At 36.7% G+C, this 20,109-nt stretch carries 19 protein-coding genes; all 19 read right to left on the reverse strand.

Annotation, left to right across the window (positions count from 1 at the left end; all coding sequences use genetic code 11):
• Positions 1-170 precede the first annotated feature (170 nt).
• Positions 171-464 (reverse strand): DUF4176 domain-containing protein, encoded by a 294-nt coding sequence (locus tag DQM95_RS07165; protein ID WP_037593405.1) that lies wholly within the window; start codon positions 462-464, stop codon positions 171-173.
• Positions 461-1,123, reverse strand: a complete 663-nt coding sequence (locus DQM95_RS07170; RefSeq protein WP_037593403.1) for a hypothetical protein — start codon at positions 1,121-1,123, stop codon at positions 461-463. Before DQM95_RS07170 ends, DQM95_RS07165 begins: the two co-directional genes overlap by 4 nt.
• An 8-nt stretch (positions 1,124-1,131) precedes the next feature.
• Complete coding sequence (locus DQM95_RS07175; protein ID WP_408646215.1) at positions 1,132-1,995, reverse strand: hypothetical protein; 864 nt, start codon at positions 1,993-1,995, stop codon at positions 1,132-1,134.
• A 439-nt stretch (positions 1,996-2,434) separates the two neighbouring features.
• Positions 2,435-2,815 (reverse strand): hypothetical protein, encoded by a 381-nt coding sequence (locus DQM95_RS07180; protein WP_037593400.1) that lies wholly within the window; start codon positions 2,813-2,815, stop codon positions 2,435-2,437.
• A 14-nt stretch (positions 2,816-2,829) separates the two neighbouring features.
• A complete protein-coding gene (locus tag DQM95_RS07185; RefSeq protein ID WP_037593399.1) occupies positions 2,830-3,165 on the reverse strand; it encodes a TIGR04197 family type VII secretion effector in 336 nt (111 codons plus the stop codon).
• Between the two features lie 13 nt (positions 3,166-3,178).
• Positions 3,179-7,588 carry a type VII secretion protein EssC gene (gene essC / locus DQM95_RS07190; RefSeq protein ID WP_037593397.1) on the reverse strand — a complete coding sequence of 1,470 codons (4,410 nt, stop codon included), beginning with the start codon at positions 7,586-7,588 and terminating at the stop codon, positions 3,179-3,181.
• Between the two features lie 7 nt (positions 7,589-7,595).
• Complete coding sequence (gene essB, locus DQM95_RS07195; protein ID WP_037593396.1) at positions 7,596-8,852, reverse strand: type VII secretion protein EssB; 1,257 nt, start codon at positions 8,850-8,852, stop codon at positions 7,596-7,598.
• Positions 8,852-9,097 (reverse strand): EsaB/YukD family protein, encoded by a 246-nt coding sequence (locus DQM95_RS07200; protein ID WP_037593395.1) that lies wholly within the window; start codon positions 9,095-9,097, stop codon positions 8,852-8,854. Before DQM95_RS07200 ends, essB begins: the two co-directional genes overlap by 1 nt.
• Complete coding sequence (gene essA, locus DQM95_RS07205) at positions 9,078-9,536, reverse strand: type VII secretion protein EssA (RefSeq protein ID WP_037593393.1); 459 nt, start codon at positions 9,534-9,536, stop codon at positions 9,078-9,080. The genes DQM95_RS07200 and essA overlap by 20 nt, the downstream gene beginning before the upstream one ends.
• A gap of 9 nt (positions 9,537-9,545) precedes the next feature.
• Positions 9,546-12,581, reverse strand: a complete 3,036-nt coding sequence (gene esaA, locus DQM95_RS07210; protein ID WP_111685987.1) for a type VII secretion protein EsaA — start codon at positions 12,579-12,581, stop codon at positions 9,546-9,548.
• A gap of 98 nt (positions 12,582-12,679) precedes the next feature.
• Positions 12,680-12,970 (reverse strand): WXG100 family type VII secretion target, encoded by a 291-nt coding sequence (locus DQM95_RS07215; protein WP_037593389.1) that lies wholly within the window; start codon positions 12,968-12,970, stop codon positions 12,680-12,682.
• Positions 12,971-13,228: 258 nt separating this feature from the next.
• The gene (locus DQM95_RS07220) at positions 13,229-13,684 is read right to left on the reverse strand and encodes a DUF5085 family protein (protein ID WP_037593388.1); all 456 of its coding nucleotides are present in this window, start codon (positions 13,682-13,684) and stop codon (positions 13,229-13,231) included.
• Positions 13,674-14,126: a hypothetical protein gene (locus DQM95_RS07225; RefSeq protein ID WP_037593387.1), complete on the reverse strand. Its 453-nt coding sequence runs from the start codon at positions 14,124-14,126 to the stop codon at positions 13,674-13,676. The genes DQM95_RS07220 and DQM95_RS07225 overlap by 11 nt, the downstream gene beginning before the upstream one ends.
• A gap of 41 nt (positions 14,127-14,167) precedes the next feature.
• Positions 14,168-14,839 (reverse strand): hypothetical protein, encoded by a 672-nt coding sequence (locus DQM95_RS07230; RefSeq protein WP_037593385.1) that lies wholly within the window; start codon positions 14,837-14,839, stop codon positions 14,168-14,170.
• A 1-nt stretch (position 14,840) separates the two neighbouring features.
• A complete protein-coding gene (locus DQM95_RS07235) occupies positions 14,841-16,295 on the reverse strand; it encodes a hypothetical protein (RefSeq protein ID WP_111685988.1) in 1,455 nt (484 codons plus the stop codon).
• Positions 16,288-16,668, reverse strand: a complete 381-nt coding sequence (locus DQM95_RS07240) for a hypothetical protein (RefSeq protein WP_037593379.1) — start codon at positions 16,666-16,668, stop codon at positions 16,288-16,290. Before DQM95_RS07240 ends, DQM95_RS07235 begins: the two co-directional genes overlap by 8 nt.
• A gap of 1 nt (position 16,669) precedes the next feature.
• Positions 16,670-17,002, reverse strand: coding sequence for a TIGR04197 family type VII secretion effector (locus DQM95_RS07245; RefSeq protein ID WP_111685989.1), 333 nt, complete (start codon positions 17,000-17,002; stop codon positions 16,670-16,672).
• Between the two features lie 128 nt (positions 17,003-17,130).
• Positions 17,131-17,421 (reverse strand): WXG100 family type VII secretion target, encoded by a 291-nt coding sequence (locus DQM95_RS07250; RefSeq protein ID WP_037593377.1) that lies wholly within the window; start codon positions 17,419-17,421, stop codon positions 17,131-17,133.
• A 169-nt stretch (positions 17,422-17,590) separates the two neighbouring features.
• A complete protein-coding gene (locus DQM95_RS10135) occupies positions 17,591-20,098 on the reverse strand; it encodes an SA1320 family protein (protein WP_037593376.1) in 2,508 nt (835 codons plus the stop codon).
• Positions 20,099-20,109: the final 11 nt, after the last annotated feature.

Genomic DNA, 20,109 nt, shown 5'->3' on the forward strand with positions numbered 1-20,109 from the left:
GTGCTAAATCTATAAAATTTACTTTGCACTTATTTACCATATTTGAGTTTTCCTTTTGAAATATCATGGTAATCTTGAGTACCACTTTTTACGAATTCCGTTTACTCAACTTTTCCATTAACTTTTCTAATCATAGTATTAATGTTGCCAGGAAAATTATATTAGAATATTTACTCTGTTTCTCCTTTTGATATATTTTTTCCTTCTTTTTGTTTCCATTTTTCAATAAGTTTTGATACTCTTTCTTCTTCCTCATCGTGATATCCCTCAAAGATGACCTCATCAATATCTTCCTCATTAAAATAATACACTTGCTCCATATTTAAACCTTCTGGGAAAATCCCGCCCAGATAATCAAAATAAACATCTTGTCCATTTTGCTCCACAATTGAAGCACGATTCAAAATCACTAATTTTTGGTTTCCACCAACCAAATAGACAATACTTCCTACTGGTAACATTATTCTTTCTCCTTTGTTATGTAATATATTCTGCCATTCATTGACGGCTGAAATTCTATAAATTTAATAAATATCATAATATTTACAAAAATTATTCCAAACATAAAAATATTGGCATAATTACTACCAAAGAATGCCATCATCCAAAAAATACCATATCCAATTACCATTATGAAAAGACCTTTGAGTATATTTTTTTTCCTAGGCTTATTATTTATTAATGTATATTTTTCAATCCCATCAAAATTTATTTGATTTGTTTTAAATATTAGTAAAGCTATTAATACTAATGTTGTTAGAAAACTTATCCCTATAAATAATAAGGGATGAGAAAAAATAAATAAATCCTTTGTAATAATTCCAATATTGAACTTATCAGGAAATAACATGACATGAGGCAAATAAAAAAGAAGAAGAATTGTATAGATTTTATCAATCTTAAATGACCTTTGTTTTTTCACCCTGTAATTATCTTTTATTTCCGTCACATCATAGACATCCCAACTTGATAATTCTTCAGGAAATAATGCTAAAAAATAGTTTTTAAAATTTTTCGGATCAGAATAATCAATAACATAATATTTCCTATCAACTCTTATAAGATAATATCTAATGTTTATGCGACATATTTTTTCAACTGAATATAACTTTTCTTTTGGCATGATTTCTCCTAATTCCATGAAAAATTCTTTTTAAATGAACGTCCAATTTCATTTAAAGAGTCACCTACATTATTTACTGCATCATGAAATGGTTTCATTTTTTTATAAGCTGCTTTGACTCCAACTGTAGCAACTGCTCCAACTGCTACTGCAACTATTACAGGGGCTGCAAAAGTTGCTGCAAAACCAGTTGCGGTTGCGCCTAAGCCAATTGCTATAGCTGTTCCTGCGGTTGCACCAACAGTACCTGCAACCACACCTGTTGTTGTAGTTACAGCGCTATAGGACATTGCTCTACCAACATTATGATACTCATCATAATGTTCTTTTGCATCTGCATAATAATTGTATGCTATGAGTGCTCTACCTCCCACTCTTGCACACTTACCAATCGTTTTACTTTGAGCATTTGTAATACCTTTAAGTTTACTTGTTGCACTTTTACGCAAAGGATTAGTATCCTTTACGAACCGTCCGTTAGCATCTCTTGGCTGTAATTTTGCACCATAAACTTTACCTATATTTTTGCCATCTTTAATAATAATTTTCCCAAATTTATCAAATTGTTGACCTGCAGCCTCAGTACCATAATTCATATAATCTGTAGTTTCTGTTTGAAAATCTGTAAGAGCATCTTTTCCATCATAGGTTTCATTTGACTTTTTCCTCTTCAGTTCCTTAGCTTTTGCTTCTTTTCTTACTTCCATCCCTGTCTTGATTGTTTTTGTCCATTCAAGTCCTTTTCCTGAGGTATCAAATGTGCCATTGAAGTTGTTAAAACCTGTTGAAACAAAGCTTAGTCCTGTAGAAACAGAATCTTGGAACTCGGCTAGGGCCTCAAATACAGAACTAGATTCTGCATTGAATTCCATAAGATTTTTGAGTTTCTTCTTATTTTTTCTCAGTCTCGCTTTAACTGTTGCTTCAAGTCCATCCAATGCATGTGATAAAAAGGAGGCATGTTTCTCTAGATGTGCTTGTAAATCTTGGATTTTGATCAATAGCTCTTGATCTTTTTCGATTTTATCAGTTAAGACTTCTGAGTCCAAACTTTCGCTACCACACTTTTCCGCATACAAAGTCTGTAATTTTGTGACACCTTTTTCTGTTTCCTCAGATAAGAGGATCATACCATCAATTAATGGTCCTAAAACACTTGTCGCATATGCTTTGGCATTTTGATAGGCAGCTCCCTTCAGTTGGTCCTGACTGGCAAAGCTGCTTAGGCTTTGTTTAGCATCGGTTAATGCTGATACTCTCTGAGAAACAATGGCAGAAACTGATGATGCTTGGGCACTCATTGTTCCGACATTAACTTTTACCATTTAGATCTCCTTTCCTAAGTTGTTCTTCTTTTTCAAGATACAATAATTGTCTTTTTTGGAGAATATGATCGAGTTCATCCCTTAGTTTAAGCTCTTCTTCCTTTAATTTACGTTTCTCATCAGAATAATAATCTTCAACTAGACGACTTTGTCTTGAAAAAACACTTAGGATTTCTTCATTTTCTTGAATTTCTTCTTGTGTTAGTTCCAACGAATAATTTCGGATGGATTGGTGGATATCACTTTGTAAATTAACGGCTTTCTCATAAGATTTTTCCAATTGGAATGCTCTCTCTTCTATTCTTTCAACCTGCCTCTGCACACTTGCTATTTGATTATCTAATGCGTTTAATTCTATCCCTTCCATTCCTTTTCCTCCCCTTATTTAAAATAAGGCTTTGGAGTGATAGAAGGACTTGTATAAAGGGTTGGTGAATAGTAATTTGGGGCAGAGATGGATTGACTAATAGCTAAGTCCATGGCCTCAAATTCACTTGCTGTAGAGTGAATGAGACCAATAAACTCTGTTAATTTATCTGCTATTTCACCACTTTTACTAGCTTCATTTTCAATGTAAAGATTTGCACTAGTCTGTCCAGAATATTGACTAGAATCATCCTTACTTGCCTTACCTATGGCTGTGATGCCACTGGCTCCTGTTTGTATGGCAGTTGCACAGGTGGATGCCACCGATGCATCACTTTGTATTTTTGCCATTCGCTCTCCTTTCCTAGTCTATGGTTAATTTCAGTTTTTGATAGGTCTTTCTATCGTGGATGTATGCCTCATCTTTTTCAAGGCGTTGTTCTTTACTATTATATACTTTTTCAAGGAATGTTTGGTCCATGAGGCGCATACCAGCAAGAACGTATTGAACCGTTGTGCGAACGTACTTAGGCACAGCATCAATCTTAGTCCCAACATAATTATAGCTTGACCCAATCATCAGATGGAGGCCATAACGTGGTCCATTATCCAATAAAGCCTGAATCTGCTCAAGTTTCATGTTACTCTTAGCCACAAAACTTTCAAAATCAGGAATCATAATAAACCATTCGGTATTTTCTGCCTGACTTTCACGTTGCTGCAACTCATAGATCAACTGATCCGCCATATCTGAAATCATATCAGACCCCACATAAGTACGGACCTGACCTTGATAGCCTTCATATTCGCCAAGGGAATCGATGATCATCGTATGGTATTTAGGGACTTTAAGTAAGACTTTCATGATATGAGTACCTAATGCTTGGAGCGACTCGTCAGAATCAGACATGTAAAGCAAATGCTTAAATTTATTGAGAGCTAAGCTATAACTTTCAACATTGATCATGTCAAGCCCCAGTGGCAAACGGTTATTGCTTAAATCTGTTTGAACTGTTTCCTTAGACATAAACTCATCATAAGTGAGTTCTTCTGGCACAATTGGGATATTCTTAGGTCTTGGTCCTGTCCATTTGGCATTCATGACATCAGATTCCGCCTGGATGTTGTTGATGATGTCAAAGGTTTCGGTGCCTTCTGTTGGTAGGGCTACTTGGATGACTTCAATCTCATCACGTTTAATGAGACCACGACCTGGAATATCTTCCATGACATGTTGGTGACGACCAACAAGTGTACGGGATTCTGAATCATCTGTTAACTTAAGGGCTAATCGTTCTTTTAGATTGGCCATTAAAGATGATCTTAAGGCTGCCATACGTCCTGCAGAGATGACTAAGGAAATCCCTAATGATGAGCCATCACGCGAAATGTTCTGGAAGCAAGCTTCAAGATTTGTTAGATGCTGTGCTTCTCTTAAACCTTCATAACTGTCAATAACAATCAGAATTTGAGGCATGGTTTCGCCAGAAACTTGACGGTACAGTTTTGCTGTGGCTACATTATATCGGCTAAGAGCTTTCTTACGAGTTGCCATCTCTGCTTTGATGCGTGTGATAAATTTTGTGATTTTTTCTTCGTCATCAATGGTAAAGAAATCTGCCACATGTGGTAAACGTCTTAGTGGTAGAAGACCATTTGTTCCAAAGTCAAAGAGGTATAGGTGTAAGAATTCTGGTGAATTGTGACGGACCAAGTCCATTGTCACTGTTTGTAGGGTTGTTGATTTCCCCATACTCGGTCCAGCAAAGACAGCAAAGTGCCCATCTTCTTCAAAGTCGTGGTAAGCCACTTCTTGTGCTTGTTGGCTAGGAATATCCATGAAACCAAGGACAGCATTATATGATGGCGCTTGGGCCCAGAGATTTGCTGATTCTCCCTGGCGTAATTGGGTCACTGCTATTTGAGTGTTTAATGGCGGTAGCCATGGTTGTGGCAAGTCTGCGATTCCTAGTTCTTTGGTTAATTTTTGGATATTTTCTACGATGGCATCCAATTCCGTAGGAACTTCTTTGATGTTTTCGGCTTGATCCAAACCTGATAGGTCTTCATTGAGGATTTCATACTGTCCTAGGTCGTTGATGGCATAGATGGTATGGTCTTCGATGCCTTGCTCATCTTTTTCTGGCTGGTAATCTGCTCCAGACCAGGCTGATTGGAAGAGTTCATAGACTTCGTTATTACCAACTTGAAGGTAAGCACGGCCAGCTTGTGTAATTTCGGCAGCATCTGGGGTATGAAGCATTTCCATTGAGTCACCACGGTCTGCCACTTTTAAGGCTAATTTAAAGCGAGAGTTTGACCAGATTTGGTCATCCACGACACCTGATGGTTTTTGGGTGGCAAGGATTAAGTGAATTCCGAGGGAACGTCCAATCCGTGCTGTTGAAACTAGTTCTTTCATAAACTCAGGTTGGTTGGATTTCAATTCCGCAAACTCATCTGAGATTAGGAAGAGGTGAGGCATTGGTTCTGACACTTCTCCAAGTTTATATTTCTTTTGGTATTGATTGATATGATTGACGTCATTTTCAGAAAAGAGTCGTTGGCGTCGTTTCAATTCAGCATTGATTGAAACAAGAGCACGCATTGACTGGGCACCATCCAAGTTGGTAATGGTTCCAAGTAAGTGGGGCAGATCCTTGAAAAGGTTTGCCATCCCACCACCTTTATAGTCAATTAAGAGAAAGGCGACATCATGTGGATGGAAATTAACTGCTAGGGACAGAATGTAGGACTGAATAATTTCTGATTTACCTGAGCCTGTTGTTCCTGCGACTAATCCATGTGGGCCATGGGCTTTTTCATGTAAGTTTAGGTAGACGATATCATCTTGTCCCCTTAAGCCTAATGGAACCGAAAGGGATTTATAAGGGGCGTGACTTGCCCAACGCTCTTCTACTTGTAGGTCACTGAACTCTTCAGCTCCATACATTTCCATGAAGGTAACAGATTCAGGGATTGAGGATTTCAAGTTTTGTAAATGGTTTAATGGTGCTAGGCGACGGGATAAGTTTTCTTTATCATAATCATCTGGGAAATGATCCAATTCAAAGTCTATTTCTTTCAGCTCGCCTTCTTCCATAACAAGTTGTCCGACATTGCGGTCCTTAATATTAATGATGGTTTTAATATTTTCGGATAAGCTAGACATGACATCTTGTACAAAAATCAATGAGCACCCTAGGTCTGTAGGATCTTCGGTAAAGAACTCCATGATGACATGGTCTAATATCAGTTTCTCGTCAGTTACAATCACCACGTAATGAGGGTTAAAGAAGGTACCTTCTTTAGCTGACTTATCCTCACGCTGAGTTCGGCGAAGTTTTAGGATTTGGTTGAGACTATTTAGAACCTGATCGCGGCTTCTTTGGTTATAGACAAAGCCACGCACATTCATTCCTTGTAAGGTTGCATGGGGTAACCATCGCATCCATTGCCACTTGTCCACTTCCTCTTCGGGAACAATTGTAATAAACTGAACATCATGATAGGAATGGAAGAAAGAAATCTGGTTGACCATCAGTTGGAGTTGCTCAAGCACCAATCCACGAGGACCAATATAACCTACTGGGCCATGGGAAAGATTAGCCACTATTGGCATATCATCAATGGTTTTATTGTCTTCATAAAGGCGGTAGCCCTCATGTTCTAGCGGATCTTTCTTACCAGAACGTTCCGGTTGCGTGTAACGAATATCATAGGCTGTTGGAACTTGACCTAAGCCTAGACGATAATATAGAAAATCAAAATGTAAGGGCGTTTTTTCATAAATTCTATGGTTGTAAGTCGCAGCCATTTTAGACAGTGTTTCAACAGTTGGATAATGGTAAAATTGCCCTTGTTTTTGTTCTCTAGCGAGTTCATTTAATTCTATGGATTTATCAGCTAAATACTCATGATAGGTATCAATACGCTCTTGTAAATCTAACTTAAATTGTTTCCGGTTCTTGAAAAAACCAGTCACTGAAAAAATAACTGTCACTAAAGACATAGACATGGTCGCAAGAATGTATATTCCCCTAGGACGGAAAATCGAAATCACAACGGATACTGTCAACATCACTAAAGGTGGAACAATTAATTTAATCAGTTCATCTTTAGGTTTGTTTGGTTCATTTGGTGGCGCTTCGACTGTTTTTTTCTCTTCACTTGGACGGTAAATAATACGAGGTGACCGATGAAAATCGGGATAGTCTGGGTAATATTGAAAATCCGAACTGTTTTTTTCAGTTAATTTACTTTGGTAATCTTGATTTCCCCAGACAAAGATTTCATAATCAAATACTTTTATAGTGACCTCTTTGAAACTTAATTCGTCTCCCAAGCCAAGTTCTAAGCTATTGGCCTCTGTCAGGATGTGATTATTGAGGTACAGACTGCCCTTCAAAAGGGTTAAAGCCCAAACACTTCCGATTCGTTTCAACAGAAATTGAGGAACCTGACCCGTAAAGGTGATATCATACCCTTTTAAAGAACCAATTAAAACTTCTGTTTGATCAAGCGGTGTATAGACCTTCGTGTCTTCATCTGCAATGTAAAAAACAATGCCTTCAATCTCAGTTCCTTGTTCAAGGATTGCCTTTTGCCCCTTTACTTGATAAAAAAGCTGGTCATCTTCATTTGAAATCACAATATCATCCTGTAGCTCTGTAATCGGTAGCACCGATTTTGACCGTGATGAAATAAGCGCTTCTTTTCCGCGCTCAAGAGAAAAGTCATAACGAAAACGATTATAGTATGAAACAATTAACATAAATTACCTACTTACTACTTGAGCTTGTGCTACTAGTTGCCGTATCCGAAGAAGAGGAGCTCGTCGTTGAGTCGCTTGTTGTTGTCTGCTCTTCCTCTTTTTTAGTCAAATCTGTTTTCCGGTCTTTCCAATACTTGTCATATTGACTTTGTAACTCCGATAGTTGACTTTCACGATCCTCACCTGATAATTTATCATCATTACGGACTTGGTCCATTTTTTGAACAAGAGCATAGATACTTAAGTCAGAATCATCCAAGCGTTTTGCCACATCAATCGCATCATCATTTAGACCGCGACCAATATTGATCCAATAATCTAAATAGAGTTCATCTGTTTTTAAGGTCACATTATTCAAGATAACAGCTCTTTGTTCATCAGAAAATTCCATGCCCTTAATATAAGACTTGGCCAATTCATATTTTTGCGTGTATGGAATTTTGTTAACTTTAACATTCTCTAATTTATCAATCACTTGGCTATAGTCTACTTTCAGATAAGAAGTATCAGCATCAAGCATTTTTTGTTTAAAAGGATTATGGATGAAAACGAGATAAACTAGCGGAATTAACAAGATTGTTGACAGAGCAGCTAGCCAAATGCTTGCATACTTATAGAGCTTATATTTACTTTGTGATACTTTGGCTAAAGTATGGTCTTCTTCTTCCTTTTTGGAATGATAATCATCCGATAAGGCTTGACGAACCTCATCAATCGTTTCTAATTGGTAAATATTCTTAAGAAAATCGGGTACTTCTACAACTGCAATTGAACCATTATAAAGATCCATAAAGTCATGTTCTGTAAAAAGAGAATATAAGAAACACTTAAATTGAAGCAAAAACTCAGCATTGTCAAACTGTCTTGGTACCATAATTTCTGGTAAACTCCGATAGGCAAGTCTAGCTGTAGCATTCTTCGTAAAGAATAAATTTTCAGGATGCAAGATTGTATTAATAGGTAATGTCAAGATTTTATCTAAATCGAGCACATTTAAAGCAAGTCTCAATTTTTCAGCCATTGTTTCAGACTTAATCGCATCAAATGTTAAACCATTAGCTTCGGTTGTGAATTGAAATTGAATGGTATCTGCATCAATGGCTGTTGTCATTGGCATTAATAAGGGATGATTAATTTCCAATAATTGCAACTGAGCTAAATTTTGTGTCCCAACTTCCGATCGTTTTAAGGATAACTGCCACTGATCTCTTTCTTTTTCGAAATTAAAAACTTGATTATCAAATTCAAATGTAGCTTCAGCCATTACATACTCTCCTTAATCATAATACAATCCCCATTTGTGATAGGATATCTTGCTAATACATCATTTTCAGCCAACAAAATGCCCTTATTCACCACTTTTAATTGGTATTTATTACGGCCCAAAGGACGGCCAAAAATGCCGTCCAATTCAGTTATTAATTGTTTGACCGTAATCTTTACTGGTATCCGTAAATCACGCGCTTCTTCTCCCATTATCAGGGTAATATTAATGTGTGTGTTCTTCATCTTTTTCCCTTAATTTCATCGTTAATATGGTGGCTATTCCAAGGATTAGAATAATTAACCCCAAATAAATAAAACTATTCGTCAAACTTGTATTTGTTTGAGAAGGTTCTGCAAGAATGTATTTCGAAACCGTTTCCTCTTGATTTAGAAATAAATCCTTTCGGACTGTCTCTTGACTACTAATTCTTTCTTTGGTAAAAAGACTTCCGTTTTGCTTATCCTCTTGTTTACGTTTTTCTTTTTTACTTTTTTCAATAAGATCATTAGTTTCTTTATCAAAGAGGCCACTCACAAGATCCGATTGTTGACCAGTATTTTGATTTTGATCTGACTCGATGCGATTCGTATCAAAATGAATACTGTTATCTTTAACAGTGTCTGCTGAAACGGGACTAACTCCAAAAAAGCAAAGTAGCAATAAAATCATCAGTTTTTTCATAAGCAACTCTCAATGTATGTCTTGATCCTGTTTACCACCGGTTAATGTTATAAAGATATTGGCAATCATTAGTAAAACCACAACAATCCCAGTAGCTCCAAGGAAGAAGAATCCTGCAGACATGTTGTCAAAATAAGAGGATAGTTTCATTTCCAATAAAGAAAGTGGATTAACCGCCTTGAGATATTTAGGGAAGCCTTTGAGTGTCGCAACCGTGCCAATCGCATTTGACAAGTATACATAGCTAATAATCATAAAGAGTGATAAGCCCATACCGATAGCTTTGAAATTCTTCAATAAGAAATACTGTGCATGAACGAGTAAGAAGCTAAAGAGGACAACTAGCAATGTCCACGAAGGTACAAATTCAGAAGCAATATTTAGACTGCGACTTGAAACAATTCCTAACACTAATCCGATAATCAACGCGAGGCCTGAAATAATAGCAACCGTTAAGAAGTCTGTTTCCAAGAATTTATTAACTTTATACCTATTTGTGAGTTTATTAATGAGATTTTGTGTTGCAAAAACATATGCAGTGAAAAGGGTCACCACTTCAAGTAACAGAATCCAAGTGAAAGGACGATAAACATTTACTGTTGCTTTAACAGAGGAAGCATTCTCAGCAACAGGTTTCGATAAGAAATCAAGCAAGACATTATTTGGAACACCGTTTTTATATGCAGTGTCAAAAACTTTTTTGAAGGATTCAACAAAATCATTATGATCAGCTAATTCTTTTTCAAATTGATTCATCAAATCATTAGCATCCGTAGACAGTTTCTTACCAGAGTCGGCAGCAGTGACCACTTCTTTATTAAAGTTGCTAAAAATACTGTTAACTTGCTGAGCTTGCTCGGTATTCCGTTGAGCTGTATCTTTAACACCAGAAGTTGATGACATCAAAGATTCCAACTGGCTGTTCAATGCCTGGATGCCTGAAGTTGTCGCTTCTTCATTAGTAGCAACAGATGAGCTACCAGAAGTAACCTTATCTTTTTGACTTAACAATTCTCCAAGTTTAGTAATACCATCTGAAATTTCAGTGGTTAAAGTCATATTGCTTTCGCTAATGCCCTTCATTTCATTAATAAGCTGGTCTTTATTTGATTCTAGCTCAGATAGCTGCGCATCTAGCTTATCTTGACTAGCAATCGTGTCTGAATCGTTAATGTAATCTAGAATAGCTGTCGTTAAAAGATTACTAAGGTATGATTTGAGACTTTGATTAAAGAATTCACTTGTCAAATCAAAGCGTTCGCCGCTAGAGGGATCAAGTGGATAGAAAGTATCTATCAACTGTTGAGCGTTCAAGTAGGCGTCTTTAACCTCTTGCAATTTGACTTGGTAGGCAATCTCTTTTTGACGATACTTATCTAAAACCTTGACATCACTCGACATGACGTCAACACCGCCAATACTTATTGTGAATGATCCCGTTTCAGTTTGTGGTTGACTTGGATTTGTCGGGGTGGTTGTACTTGCTGTAGATGGTGCGAAACTATAATCAACTGTAATGTCATTAGCTTTTGTAGGATCAATTTCGGTTGGATCTTGAATTCCATTAACTGTCCAATGGTTAATAATCAAATGGCTACTTGGGTCTGCTTTGATGGTCAATGATTGCATCCCAGGTGTCGAACTTGTTGCAGGTGTTGTTAAAGAAGTGGCTGCTTTTTTAGCAGCAAGATAGTCTTTATAGACTCTATTTAAATCAGAAGCTAATCCTTTTTTATCCTGAGCTGTGGAAATTTTCAGAGACTGATTCACATCATAATGAAGATCTTGAGCATCACTTTCAGGCATCCCAATAGATGTAAGTGTCGTCGGGTCATTACTTGGTAAATCAGCTATGGTAGATTTTAGCAAACCATAAATTGTAGCCATAAAATCTTTTGTGGATTTCCCAAGGTCACTGTTTTTTTGATGTGTTAAAACGTCAACTAAACTAATATCATCACTGATGTCGTTTTTATCAAAGTATACCCTGAGTTCCTCATTAACAAAGTCATTGATTTTTGCCTTTTTATCTTCATTAGCCAGTTTTTGATCATTTAAGCTTTCTTTTAAATCAGCAATCTGTTGATCAATTTTTTGCACCAGTGCATCGTTTTCTGGATCATCAGCAAGATTTTCCTGGTAGACTTTTAACAGATTTTCAGACAAGGTATCTTGAGTGGTTTTTATCGTATCAATACTCGTTTGTAACTGAGCACTAATATCTCCCAAATCCATTATCCCTTGTGCAAATTCACCATAGGTAATCTTATCCTCAGCACGTTTTTTAATCAGTTCTTGAAGACTTGTACCAACACTGTTTTGCGTATCGGTTAAGTTGCTAAATAAGCTTGTGTAGCCTTCTAAGGATTGCTTCAAGGCTTCATTTGCAGTTAAAGAACTATCTGATGCTGATACTAAAGCAGGAAAAACATTTGGAAAACCATTAGCAGATTGAAGAAGGTTCTTCTGATAGTTGGACACATTGCCATTATGTACTTCTGAAAGGTTTGAAACATTCTCTTGAGCAGTATAAAGATTGCTTAAAATACTAGCCATATACATGTCAACCAATTGACTGTTTAAATCAGCAACAATATCTTTCCCTTTTTTGGTCGCTTCTTTTTCCAGTTCAAGATTTCCTGCTGTATTAATTTTATAGGTCACAACCGTTTGGCTCGCCCCACTAGAATTAGCTTCAAGAACTTTTTGTGAAAAATCACTAGGTATGACAACCATTAATTGGTACTGGCCTTTTTTTAAACCTTGCTCAGCTGTTCCACGACTAACGACTGACCAATTTTGAGAATCATCTCTCTGAATAGAATTGACATAGTTAGAACCCAAATTATAAGCTTTATTTCCATCAACAATATTCTGGTCCTCATTAACCAAAGCAATGTTCAATTTGGATTGTCTCTCTTTTTGAGCTGTCTTATCCTTAACATTATTGGATTGAATAGCTAAATTTAAACCCGCTACTCCTGCTAATAAAAGGAGCACAGCTAGGATATACCAGAGAACTCTTAAATGTTTTTTAAATTTCATCATTTTTCCTAAACTATCTTATTTTGTGAACTATCTTAATATGAAAAATAGGAAGGCTTCTGCCTTCCTAAGTGTTACTTACAGTAGTTGGTCTAGCCTTATTGATTAATTTGAGAAGCAATATCAGCATCAGTTTGTTCAACAACATCTGCAACTTTTAGAAGTTGTTGATTGATATCTTCTAATAATTGTGCAAATTGTGTGATTTTTGGTGACAATTCATTAAATTGTGCTTCAAAGCTGTCAAATGCATTTCCGTCCCAGTTTTCGTCAATAACAGCTTGTTCTTGTGTTAGGGATGTTAGTACATCTGTGATGGCTTGTGAACCAGACGTGTATTTTTGAGCTGATGTGCGTAGTTCTTCCGGGGTAAGTTTAATTTGTGACATTTTGCGACCTCCTAATATTTTTCTTAATTATTATAATATTTTTCTTTAGAAATTACCAGTTAAAAATGTCGTAAATTGATACTTTATTCATAGTTTATTTATTTTAAACAAACAAATAATATTTTATATTGCATTATTGTAATAAAATCCGAACATTATATTTTTCAAAAATACCCCGTACCATATTTTTATTTAAAAGGGTTAAGATTAATGAATCATAAATGATAGGTGGTGGGGTATTTTATTAGAATCGACATCTTAATAAGCATAGCCTACAAAAATGGTAACCGTCTGAGGCTGAATACTTGAAAAAAGATGATAAAAAGGCGTTCTTATTTCTTGCTCATTTTCCAAAAGAGTTGCCACGAGCAAAGCGTAGGCTCCTTCTGTCAATTCCTCATAGGAATGATTAATTTGGGTTTGCAGACAATTATGAATTTCAAAATAACTTGAAAAAACAAATTGATCAGAAAGAGCTTCTTCTTCGATGACTGGTAGAAAGAATTCTATATCAACCATTTTATCCATTGGCGTATTATTAAGACTATAGAAGAAATCTCCATTTTGCGAGTACCCCTCATCTTCAACTGCTGTAAAAAAACGGTCTATTTCATTACCCAAGTCATCAATAGGACAGGTAAATCGTTTTCTCAAGACATTTTCTAGTCGAAAAACATTTAAGGTGTCAACACCCTGAGCTAACTTATAAGTCATTTAGCACCTCACAATAAACATCTACCATTAAGTCCTCGTTTTTCATAAAAAGAATATGATAAACTTTAACTTTAGAGAGTTGATTCTGATCTAATTTGGACTTAAGTGTCTCATAGTAAGTTTCCAAGTCACTAGCTGTCAATCGCTGATAGTCTTGACTTTTTACCACTAAGGATTCTTGAAATACTATTTCAGATAAATTGGGAGCCTTGACGTGAACCCTATTTCCGATAGTCGTAAATAGGGTCATCTCTTTTTCCTCAGAAAAAGGCCTTGTCACAAAACAAGAGGGACCGTCTGAATAGTAACCTAAATCCATAAGATCGTATGTAAACTGTTGACATGAGGCTAATACTTGCTGACACAGTTCTAGACCAGTCATTTCAAAAGGTATATCTGTCTTGTAACCCACCGAATGTGTCATGTATAAATGTCGAGTCATTGATACCTTCCCTTCACGCATTCATTCTATTAGGACTTAAGCTACTTATTGCTGCTACGATTCTTTACAAAGCGCATGCCATAGATAGCATCAATGATCAAAGCTGAAAAAAGAAAAGTACACAAGATAGCCAAAGCAAGCCCGAAAAAGGTGGCCACTTTCCCCTTAATAAAAGAACCAGCTAATAAAATGACTGCAAAAACAATCACACTATCCTTTGCCATTTGCTCTTTTCGTGATCTTTCCTTTTTTGGAGAAACTGTTTCACTTCTATTCTGATTTTTACGGTAAAGGCCTGCAAAATAGATTAGTGAGCCTAAAAACAGTAGACCAATGATAGCAATAAAAATGCTAAGAGGGAGATTGGTGGCTAAGTTTAGATTTTTTTCACTCCCAAAACCCGACAAAAACATCAGCAAGGCCATAAAATCAATCAAAAAGATGAGAATGATGATTTGGATGAAAACCAAAGCCATTGAGATGACCTCAAATTGTTGGGTCATTCTTTTCATGAAACTAAAGGCAATACAAGCTATCGAAAAAATCGCAATGATTAAGAAAAGACTTGTCATGGTCGGGGTTTGAAAGAAGGATGCTGTTATCCAATAAAACAATAAGCTAAAAACTAAATTGAGCCAGCCCATTGTTAAATAATTACTGTTGGTTGGTCCCGCTAAGAAGGGGACAAAATATCTTGGTTGCGTTTTTATCATCTTATGCAAATAATCCTTTCAAACCACTAAAACCACTTTTAATGCCATCTTTCATCACATCAGTCACACTGGATTTCTCATCACTGGTCCAGTCTTTGTTAATCACCCATGAAACTCCCAATCCAACACCAGCTCCGACTACAGTTCCTAATGGGGGAGCAAAGAAGGAACCGACTCCAGCACCAATTGCGGCTGCACCTGCACTGGTACCAAGATCAACTCCTGTATCAACTGCAAAATTACCCCAATTAGAAGCATTGCTGATACCACCTTTTGATTCATCAAAGTTGCTAGCTGCATTCCCTAAAATCGTAAATCCTGTACCAACAATACCTAAACCTTTTCCTACTTTAGATAGTTTGGAAGCATCCTTCCAGCCTTTAAAGTCATTGAGAGGATTGATAGATTCTTTAAATTGTTTGCCAGCCATTTTTGATGCTTCTTTGAAGTCTAAAGCACCATCTGCCGTTCTTGCAAAGGAGGTTTTAGACATGTCAATTTCAGTTGCTGATTTGAAGTCTTTTGTGAGGCGATACATATGGCCAGAATCTTTTTTATAGAGGAATTGGGAACCTAACTTTACCCTTCCTTTTTCATCAACAGTTATGGGTCTTCCATCAAAAAACTTCACCCCTCTATGATATTTTAGAGCTGTTGAAATAATTTTATGGGCCTGTTTTGAGAGTTTGGCAGGCTCTTTTCCGAATAAAACATAATTAATGACTTCATCTACCGTTAGGCCAGTTTGATCTGCTAATTCATGAACTTTCTTATCAAAATCAACGGTACAAACTTGAGAATTGAGTTCTTGCTGCCGTTGTTGCCAAGCTATTCCAATTGTTTGGCTCCACTGCATCTGACTTGCTGGAGGGATTGTAAAACTTCCTTGAAATTGGCTAAAATCCCTAGAGGCTTGCGCCAGACCTTGCTCAACAGCTGACTTTAAACCATCAATACTGTCAAAGAGTGATGGTGATTTCCCATCAAAGGCAAGTAATTTCCGAAGTTTTTCTTTGAGTTCATCAATCTTCTTTTGATTCTCACTCATTGCCGTCTCAGCTTGGCTGATAGCAGCTAAATCAAGCTCTTCTTCTGCCATCAGACTATCATATAAACTTTTAGCCGCATCATAAAGACTTTGATAATGTTGGATTTGTTGCTCTAACACATCCGAATCTAAACTTTCTGGCTCAACTTGGCTGGAATATTCTTTAGGAAGATTTCCAACCGATTTATCAACACCTTCCGATAAGAGAATCCCCCCCTGAAAGATGGGTACCATGACAGAAGTGGCATATTGTTTGGCACTTTCATAAGCCTTCCCTTTTAATTCACCAGCACCACTTAATTTTGTCATGCTAGCAATTAAATCATCATAAGCCGTTGTCCGATCAAGGGCCATAGTACTCGTTGATGAAGCTTGTGCCTCTGATGTGCTTAAATCCATTTTAACCATAGAGTTTTTTCTCCCTTTGATTTTTAGATTGTGATGCCATTAAAAGGTTTTGGCGTTCAAAATACAATTCATCTTGTTTTTGGAGCAATTTAGCTTCTTTCACTTGCAGTTTTTCTTTTTTTTCAGCGATATGATTGCCAATCAATCTAAAACTGCGTTGATAGTTTAAAGCTAATTCTTCCAAATCTTGTTGATCTTTCGCCGATAACTTAGAAAAGGTCAAATCAGCACAGAGTTTTGATTTATAATCTAAGAAATCATGGCATTCTGACTCCAAAAAATCAAGCTTTCGTCTTTTATCACTCAGTTTTTCAATGCTAGCTTGAAGTAATTTACTTTCTCGCAAATTGTCTTCAATTTTCTGATTAATCATCTTAGCCACCACCTCCTACAACACATTGGCCGATAGCAGGACTGGAATGGTTACTACCAGATTGATGATTGGCTAACATCTGTCCAAGTCGTTGATCCGTAGACTCAAAAGCACTAGATGTTGACTGAATCAGATTAACAAATTGGTTTACTGTCTGAGCTACACTATCAGCTACTGCAGCATCTGCATCAATAGCTTGGTGCGCATTACTGTTACCACTTAAGGTTGTGGTCATATCAGTTGATGCTTTTGTTATAGATAAAAGTGTGGCTCCAGAGCTACTAATAGTTGTTGCACAATCTTGGGCAACTGCTGGATTACTTTCTATGGTCATTGCACTTCTCCTAGTTTTACTGGACTTACTTTAATTGTGTCCAAGACAAAAGATTGGTGATCATTTCTTTAGAAAAATAGGAAGGCAAATGCCTTCCTAGACCATTACTTTTCAGTAATGCCCTCTCATTATTGATTGATTTGAGATGCAATATCAGCATCTGTTTGTTCAATAACGTCAGCTACTTTAAGCAATTGTTGGTTGATATCTTCTAATAATTGTGCAAATTGAGTAATTTTTGGTGATAATTCATTAAATTGAGCTTCAAAACTGTCAAAGGCACTACCATCCCAGTTTTCATCAATCACAGCTTGCTCTTGAGTCAATGACGTTAATACATCAGTAATAGATTGTGATCCAGCTGTGTATTTTTGAGCTGAAGTGCGAAGTTCTTCTGGTGTAAGTTTAATTTGTGACATAAGAATTCTCCTCATTATTTTTTAATTACTACATTTTTTATTATACAAGAACCCTTAATCAAATGCCATAAATAACATTACATTTTACAAAACTTTTACATTTCCTTTACTTAAACTATAAATTAAACTAAAAAATCCCAAGAATTATGTCCCTGGGATTAAAAGTCTATTAGTCTCCAAAGCACTCATCTAGCATTTTTGAGACATTTGAAAGTGTTAAGAGTGTTCCATCTAATTTATCTGACAATGCCTCCACTGCTAGACCTGAATGGTAGGATAGTGTGCTTTGGAATTCTTTAAACCTTTGGTGCATGGCTTTTAAAACAGACGAGACAGCAAGTTGTGATTTGACAATTTCATCTAAGCCTGAGACACCATAAAATGCCTCTTCCATGCCGAGTCTGAAAGGTTGTTTAAAATTTCCTAGATATGAGTAAACCGTGTTGATAGTGGTTGCTGCCTGCGTCAGTTTAGTATCCACTTGCCCAATTCCAGTTCCCGCTCCGTTACCAGCAAGCTTTGAGATTGTTGATGAAACGGTTATGTGATCACCAATTTTACCATAATCCATCAGAGGTGTTTGGTCATTATCCTCAGAAAAGAAATGAAACTCTTCTTTTTTATACTGCAATTGTTTTGGCATGTCATGCGACAATTGTGAGAAGTTTTCTGCAAGTTTTCCCAAATAACGATTAACTGACTCAATCTGATGTTCTACCGTTGAAAGGTATTCCCCATAAGCCTTTGACATCTTGTCTGCTAAGTCTTCTGATTTTTGATCCACTTGATCATCAAAAGCAACTAAAACAGTTTTATCATCAAAAACCTTAGATTCCTCTAGGAAAGTTTGGTAATCATCAGAGATGGTAACCCTTACTTCTGGTACCCGTGATAAATCCAAATTTTTGATATCAGTAGCTAAGCTATCATCAGAATCGCTAAGACCACGATGAATCAACTCTGTTACACTAATCAAATACTGAGTACACCCTTTTAAGGTTGTCAGGTTATCAAGAACAACTTGTAATATTTCTTTGGTCGCTTGCGGAATGCCATCATCAAAATGGCTACGATTGTCCAGTCCAGAGGTACTTTCTTCAATCATTTTCTCAAAGGAATTAATGAGTTCAACACCTTCACCAGCAACATCTGTTTTGGCAGGGTAAGCACAAAAATTCGTATTGTAACGATACCCATAACCAGGAGAGCAGGTCAATTGATTGTCTGAAATGAGGTTTTTTAAACAACTTGCCTCCCAACTTGAATCACTTAATAATCTACTGATTGGTCCATAGTCCCACTTACTGCCATCTTGATACCACTCATAGTTGCCACTATCACCAAGCCAATCAAATTTTCTAGTGAAAGAATATGAGTCGTAATTGGCTACCGTTGAAATATCATTTTCAAGATTACCCAATTCATTAAAAGCATCATCAATCTGACGGACAGCTTCAATAAGACTGACTGCTTCTAATTCACGCATGATCGCATCTTTTAAGCTTTGCCTACGACTTGAAAGTCGTGATAAGACATCGTCATTTGACCGTTTCGCCTGACTGGTTAGATCAATTAGGCTTTCAATTTGAGACTTAACATTCCTTAGATTGTTACTCAAAACAGTCATGGCCTTTTTATCTAACTTAATTTCTTTAGCTGACTGAGCAGTCATAGGAAGCAAGGATTGTGTGGTTAAGTAATCTTGAGTTAAGAAAAATTCTTGGTTGCCATCCTGGTTGAAATCGACTCCCAAAATGTTTTCGCTAATAATTTGCTTGGTATAAGCCATAACACTTTGATCAACGCGATAGTTGTACATGCTATGTTCTGTGTTAACGTCAATAGCAATAACGTGGCCAACATATTTTGTGTCAGGAAAAGTTCCAACCATCCCACCTAATAATGATACTCCAAATCTGAGTGACCCGTTTGTCCTGCTACCTACAAAATTAATTTCCTTATCATTTGCTTTCCATAAACCGTTCGTTAAGAAATCACCTGTTGTTGAAAAAGTAACAGCATAGCCCTTATAATTCTCCATAAGTTTTGAAACCCTATCCGATTCAACTCTTGCGGAGTCAACAGCATCAAGTAGTTCCTTTGTCGGGATTCCTCGATTACTATAAATTTGATTAACAATAATTTCCTGTGCTGTTAGTTTACTAACCGATTGAGGCGCCCCTTGAAAACCAAATTTGTAAGGTACTTGTCTTTCAATGGCCACTCTTGTTGCCAAAAAATCCCCGTAGGAGTGACCAGAAACCACTGTTATCTTTGTTCCATCTGTAGCTTGAATTTGGTCATAGAATGCCGTTGCCTGATTCCCCAGTTTTTTTAAATGAAGTGGATCATTTAAGCCGATAGAAAGATCAGAATCAACATCCTTTAAACCATCAGCATCAAGATTTGTTCCTGCATAGGAAATATAGGTTTCTCCTGTCTGAGAATCTTTAACAGCAATGGCTGCAACACCTGTATCTGGATCATAAGTCGCTTCTACCAGTGTTAAATTGTCCTTTGTCAAGTTTGTTTTTAAGTCTTGGACGGCGTTCTGCTTTGCGACTTCGTTTGAATCGCCTGCTTTTAAAAAGTTGGCGTGTTTTTTTTCATAATCATAGACATAATCATCTAGGTTTGCAGATACCTCAACACGCCGCTCGAGAACTTCTTTTGACATGCTCTTTACCC

The sequence above is a fragment of the Streptococcus uberis genome (assembly GCF_900475595.1).
GTDB classification, from domain to species: domain Bacteria; phylum Bacillota; class Bacilli; order Lactobacillales; family Streptococcaceae; genus Streptococcus; species Streptococcus uberis.

Excerpts from the sequence above, each read along its gene's own strand:
- DQM95_RS07185 (WP_037593399.1), bottom strand. The coding sequence starts at position 3,165 with ATGGCAAAAATACAAAGTGATGCATCGGTGGCATCCACCTGTGCAACT.
- esaA (WP_111685987.1), bottom strand. The coding sequence starts at position 12,581 with ATGAAATTTAAAAAACATTTAAGAGTTCTCTGGTATATCCTAGCTGTG.
- DQM95_RS07215 (WP_037593389.1), bottom strand. The coding sequence starts at position 12,970 with ATGTCACAAATTAAACTTACCCCGGAAGAACTACGCACATCAGCTCAA.
- DQM95_RS07245 (WP_111685989.1), bottom strand. The coding sequence starts at position 17,002 with ATGACCATAGAAAGTAATCCAGCAGTTGCCCAAGATTGTGCAACAACT.
- essB (WP_037593396.1), bottom strand. The coding sequence starts at position 8,852 with ATGGCTGAAGCTACATTTGAATTTGATAATCAAGTTTTTAATTTCGAA.
- DQM95_RS10135 (WP_037593376.1), bottom strand. The coding sequence starts at position 20,098 with ATGTCAAAAGAAGTTCTCGAGCGGCGTGTTGAGGTATCTGCAAACCTA.
- essA (WP_037593393.1), bottom strand. The coding sequence starts at position 9,536 with ATGAAAAAACTGATGATTTTATTGCTACTTTGCTTTTTTGGAGTTAGT.
- DQM95_RS07235 (WP_111685988.1), bottom strand. The coding sequence starts at position 16,295 with ATGGTTAAAATGGATTTAAGCACATCAGAGGCACAAGCTTCATCAACG.
- DQM95_RS07200 (WP_037593395.1), bottom strand. The coding sequence starts at position 9,097 with ATGAAGAACACACACATTAATATTACCCTGATAATGGGAGAAGAAGCG.
- DQM95_RS07230 (WP_037593385.1), bottom strand. The coding sequence starts at position 14,839 with ATGATAAAAACGCAACCAAGATATTTTGTCCCCTTCTTAGCGGGACCA.
- DQM95_RS07240 (WP_037593379.1), bottom strand. The coding sequence starts at position 16,668 with ATGATTAATCAGAAAATTGAAGACAATTTGCGAGAAAGTAAATTACTT.
- DQM95_RS07170 (WP_037593403.1), bottom strand. The coding sequence starts at position 1,123 with ATGCCAAAAGAAAAGTTATATTCAGTTGAAAAAATATGTCGCATAAAC.
- DQM95_RS07175 (WP_408646215.1), bottom strand. The coding sequence starts at position 1,995 with ATGGAATTCAATGCAGAATCTAGTTCTGTATTTGAGGCCCTAGCCGAG.
- DQM95_RS07250 (WP_037593377.1), bottom strand. The coding sequence starts at position 17,421 with ATGTCACAAATTAAACTTACACCAGAAGAACTTCGCACTTCAGCTCAA.
- DQM95_RS07180 (WP_037593400.1), bottom strand. The coding sequence starts at position 2,815 with ATGGAAGGGATAGAATTAAACGCATTAGATAATCAAATAGCAAGTGTG.
- DQM95_RS07220 (WP_037593388.1), bottom strand. The coding sequence starts at position 13,684 with ATGACTTATAAGTTAGCTCAGGGTGTTGACACCTTAAATGTTTTTCGA.
- essC (WP_037593397.1), bottom strand. The coding sequence starts at position 7,588 with ATGTTAATTGTTTCATACTATAATCGTTTTCGTTATGACTTTTCTCTT.
- DQM95_RS07225 (WP_037593387.1), bottom strand. The coding sequence starts at position 14,126 with ATGACTCGACATTTATACATGACACATTCGGTGGGTTACAAGACAGAT.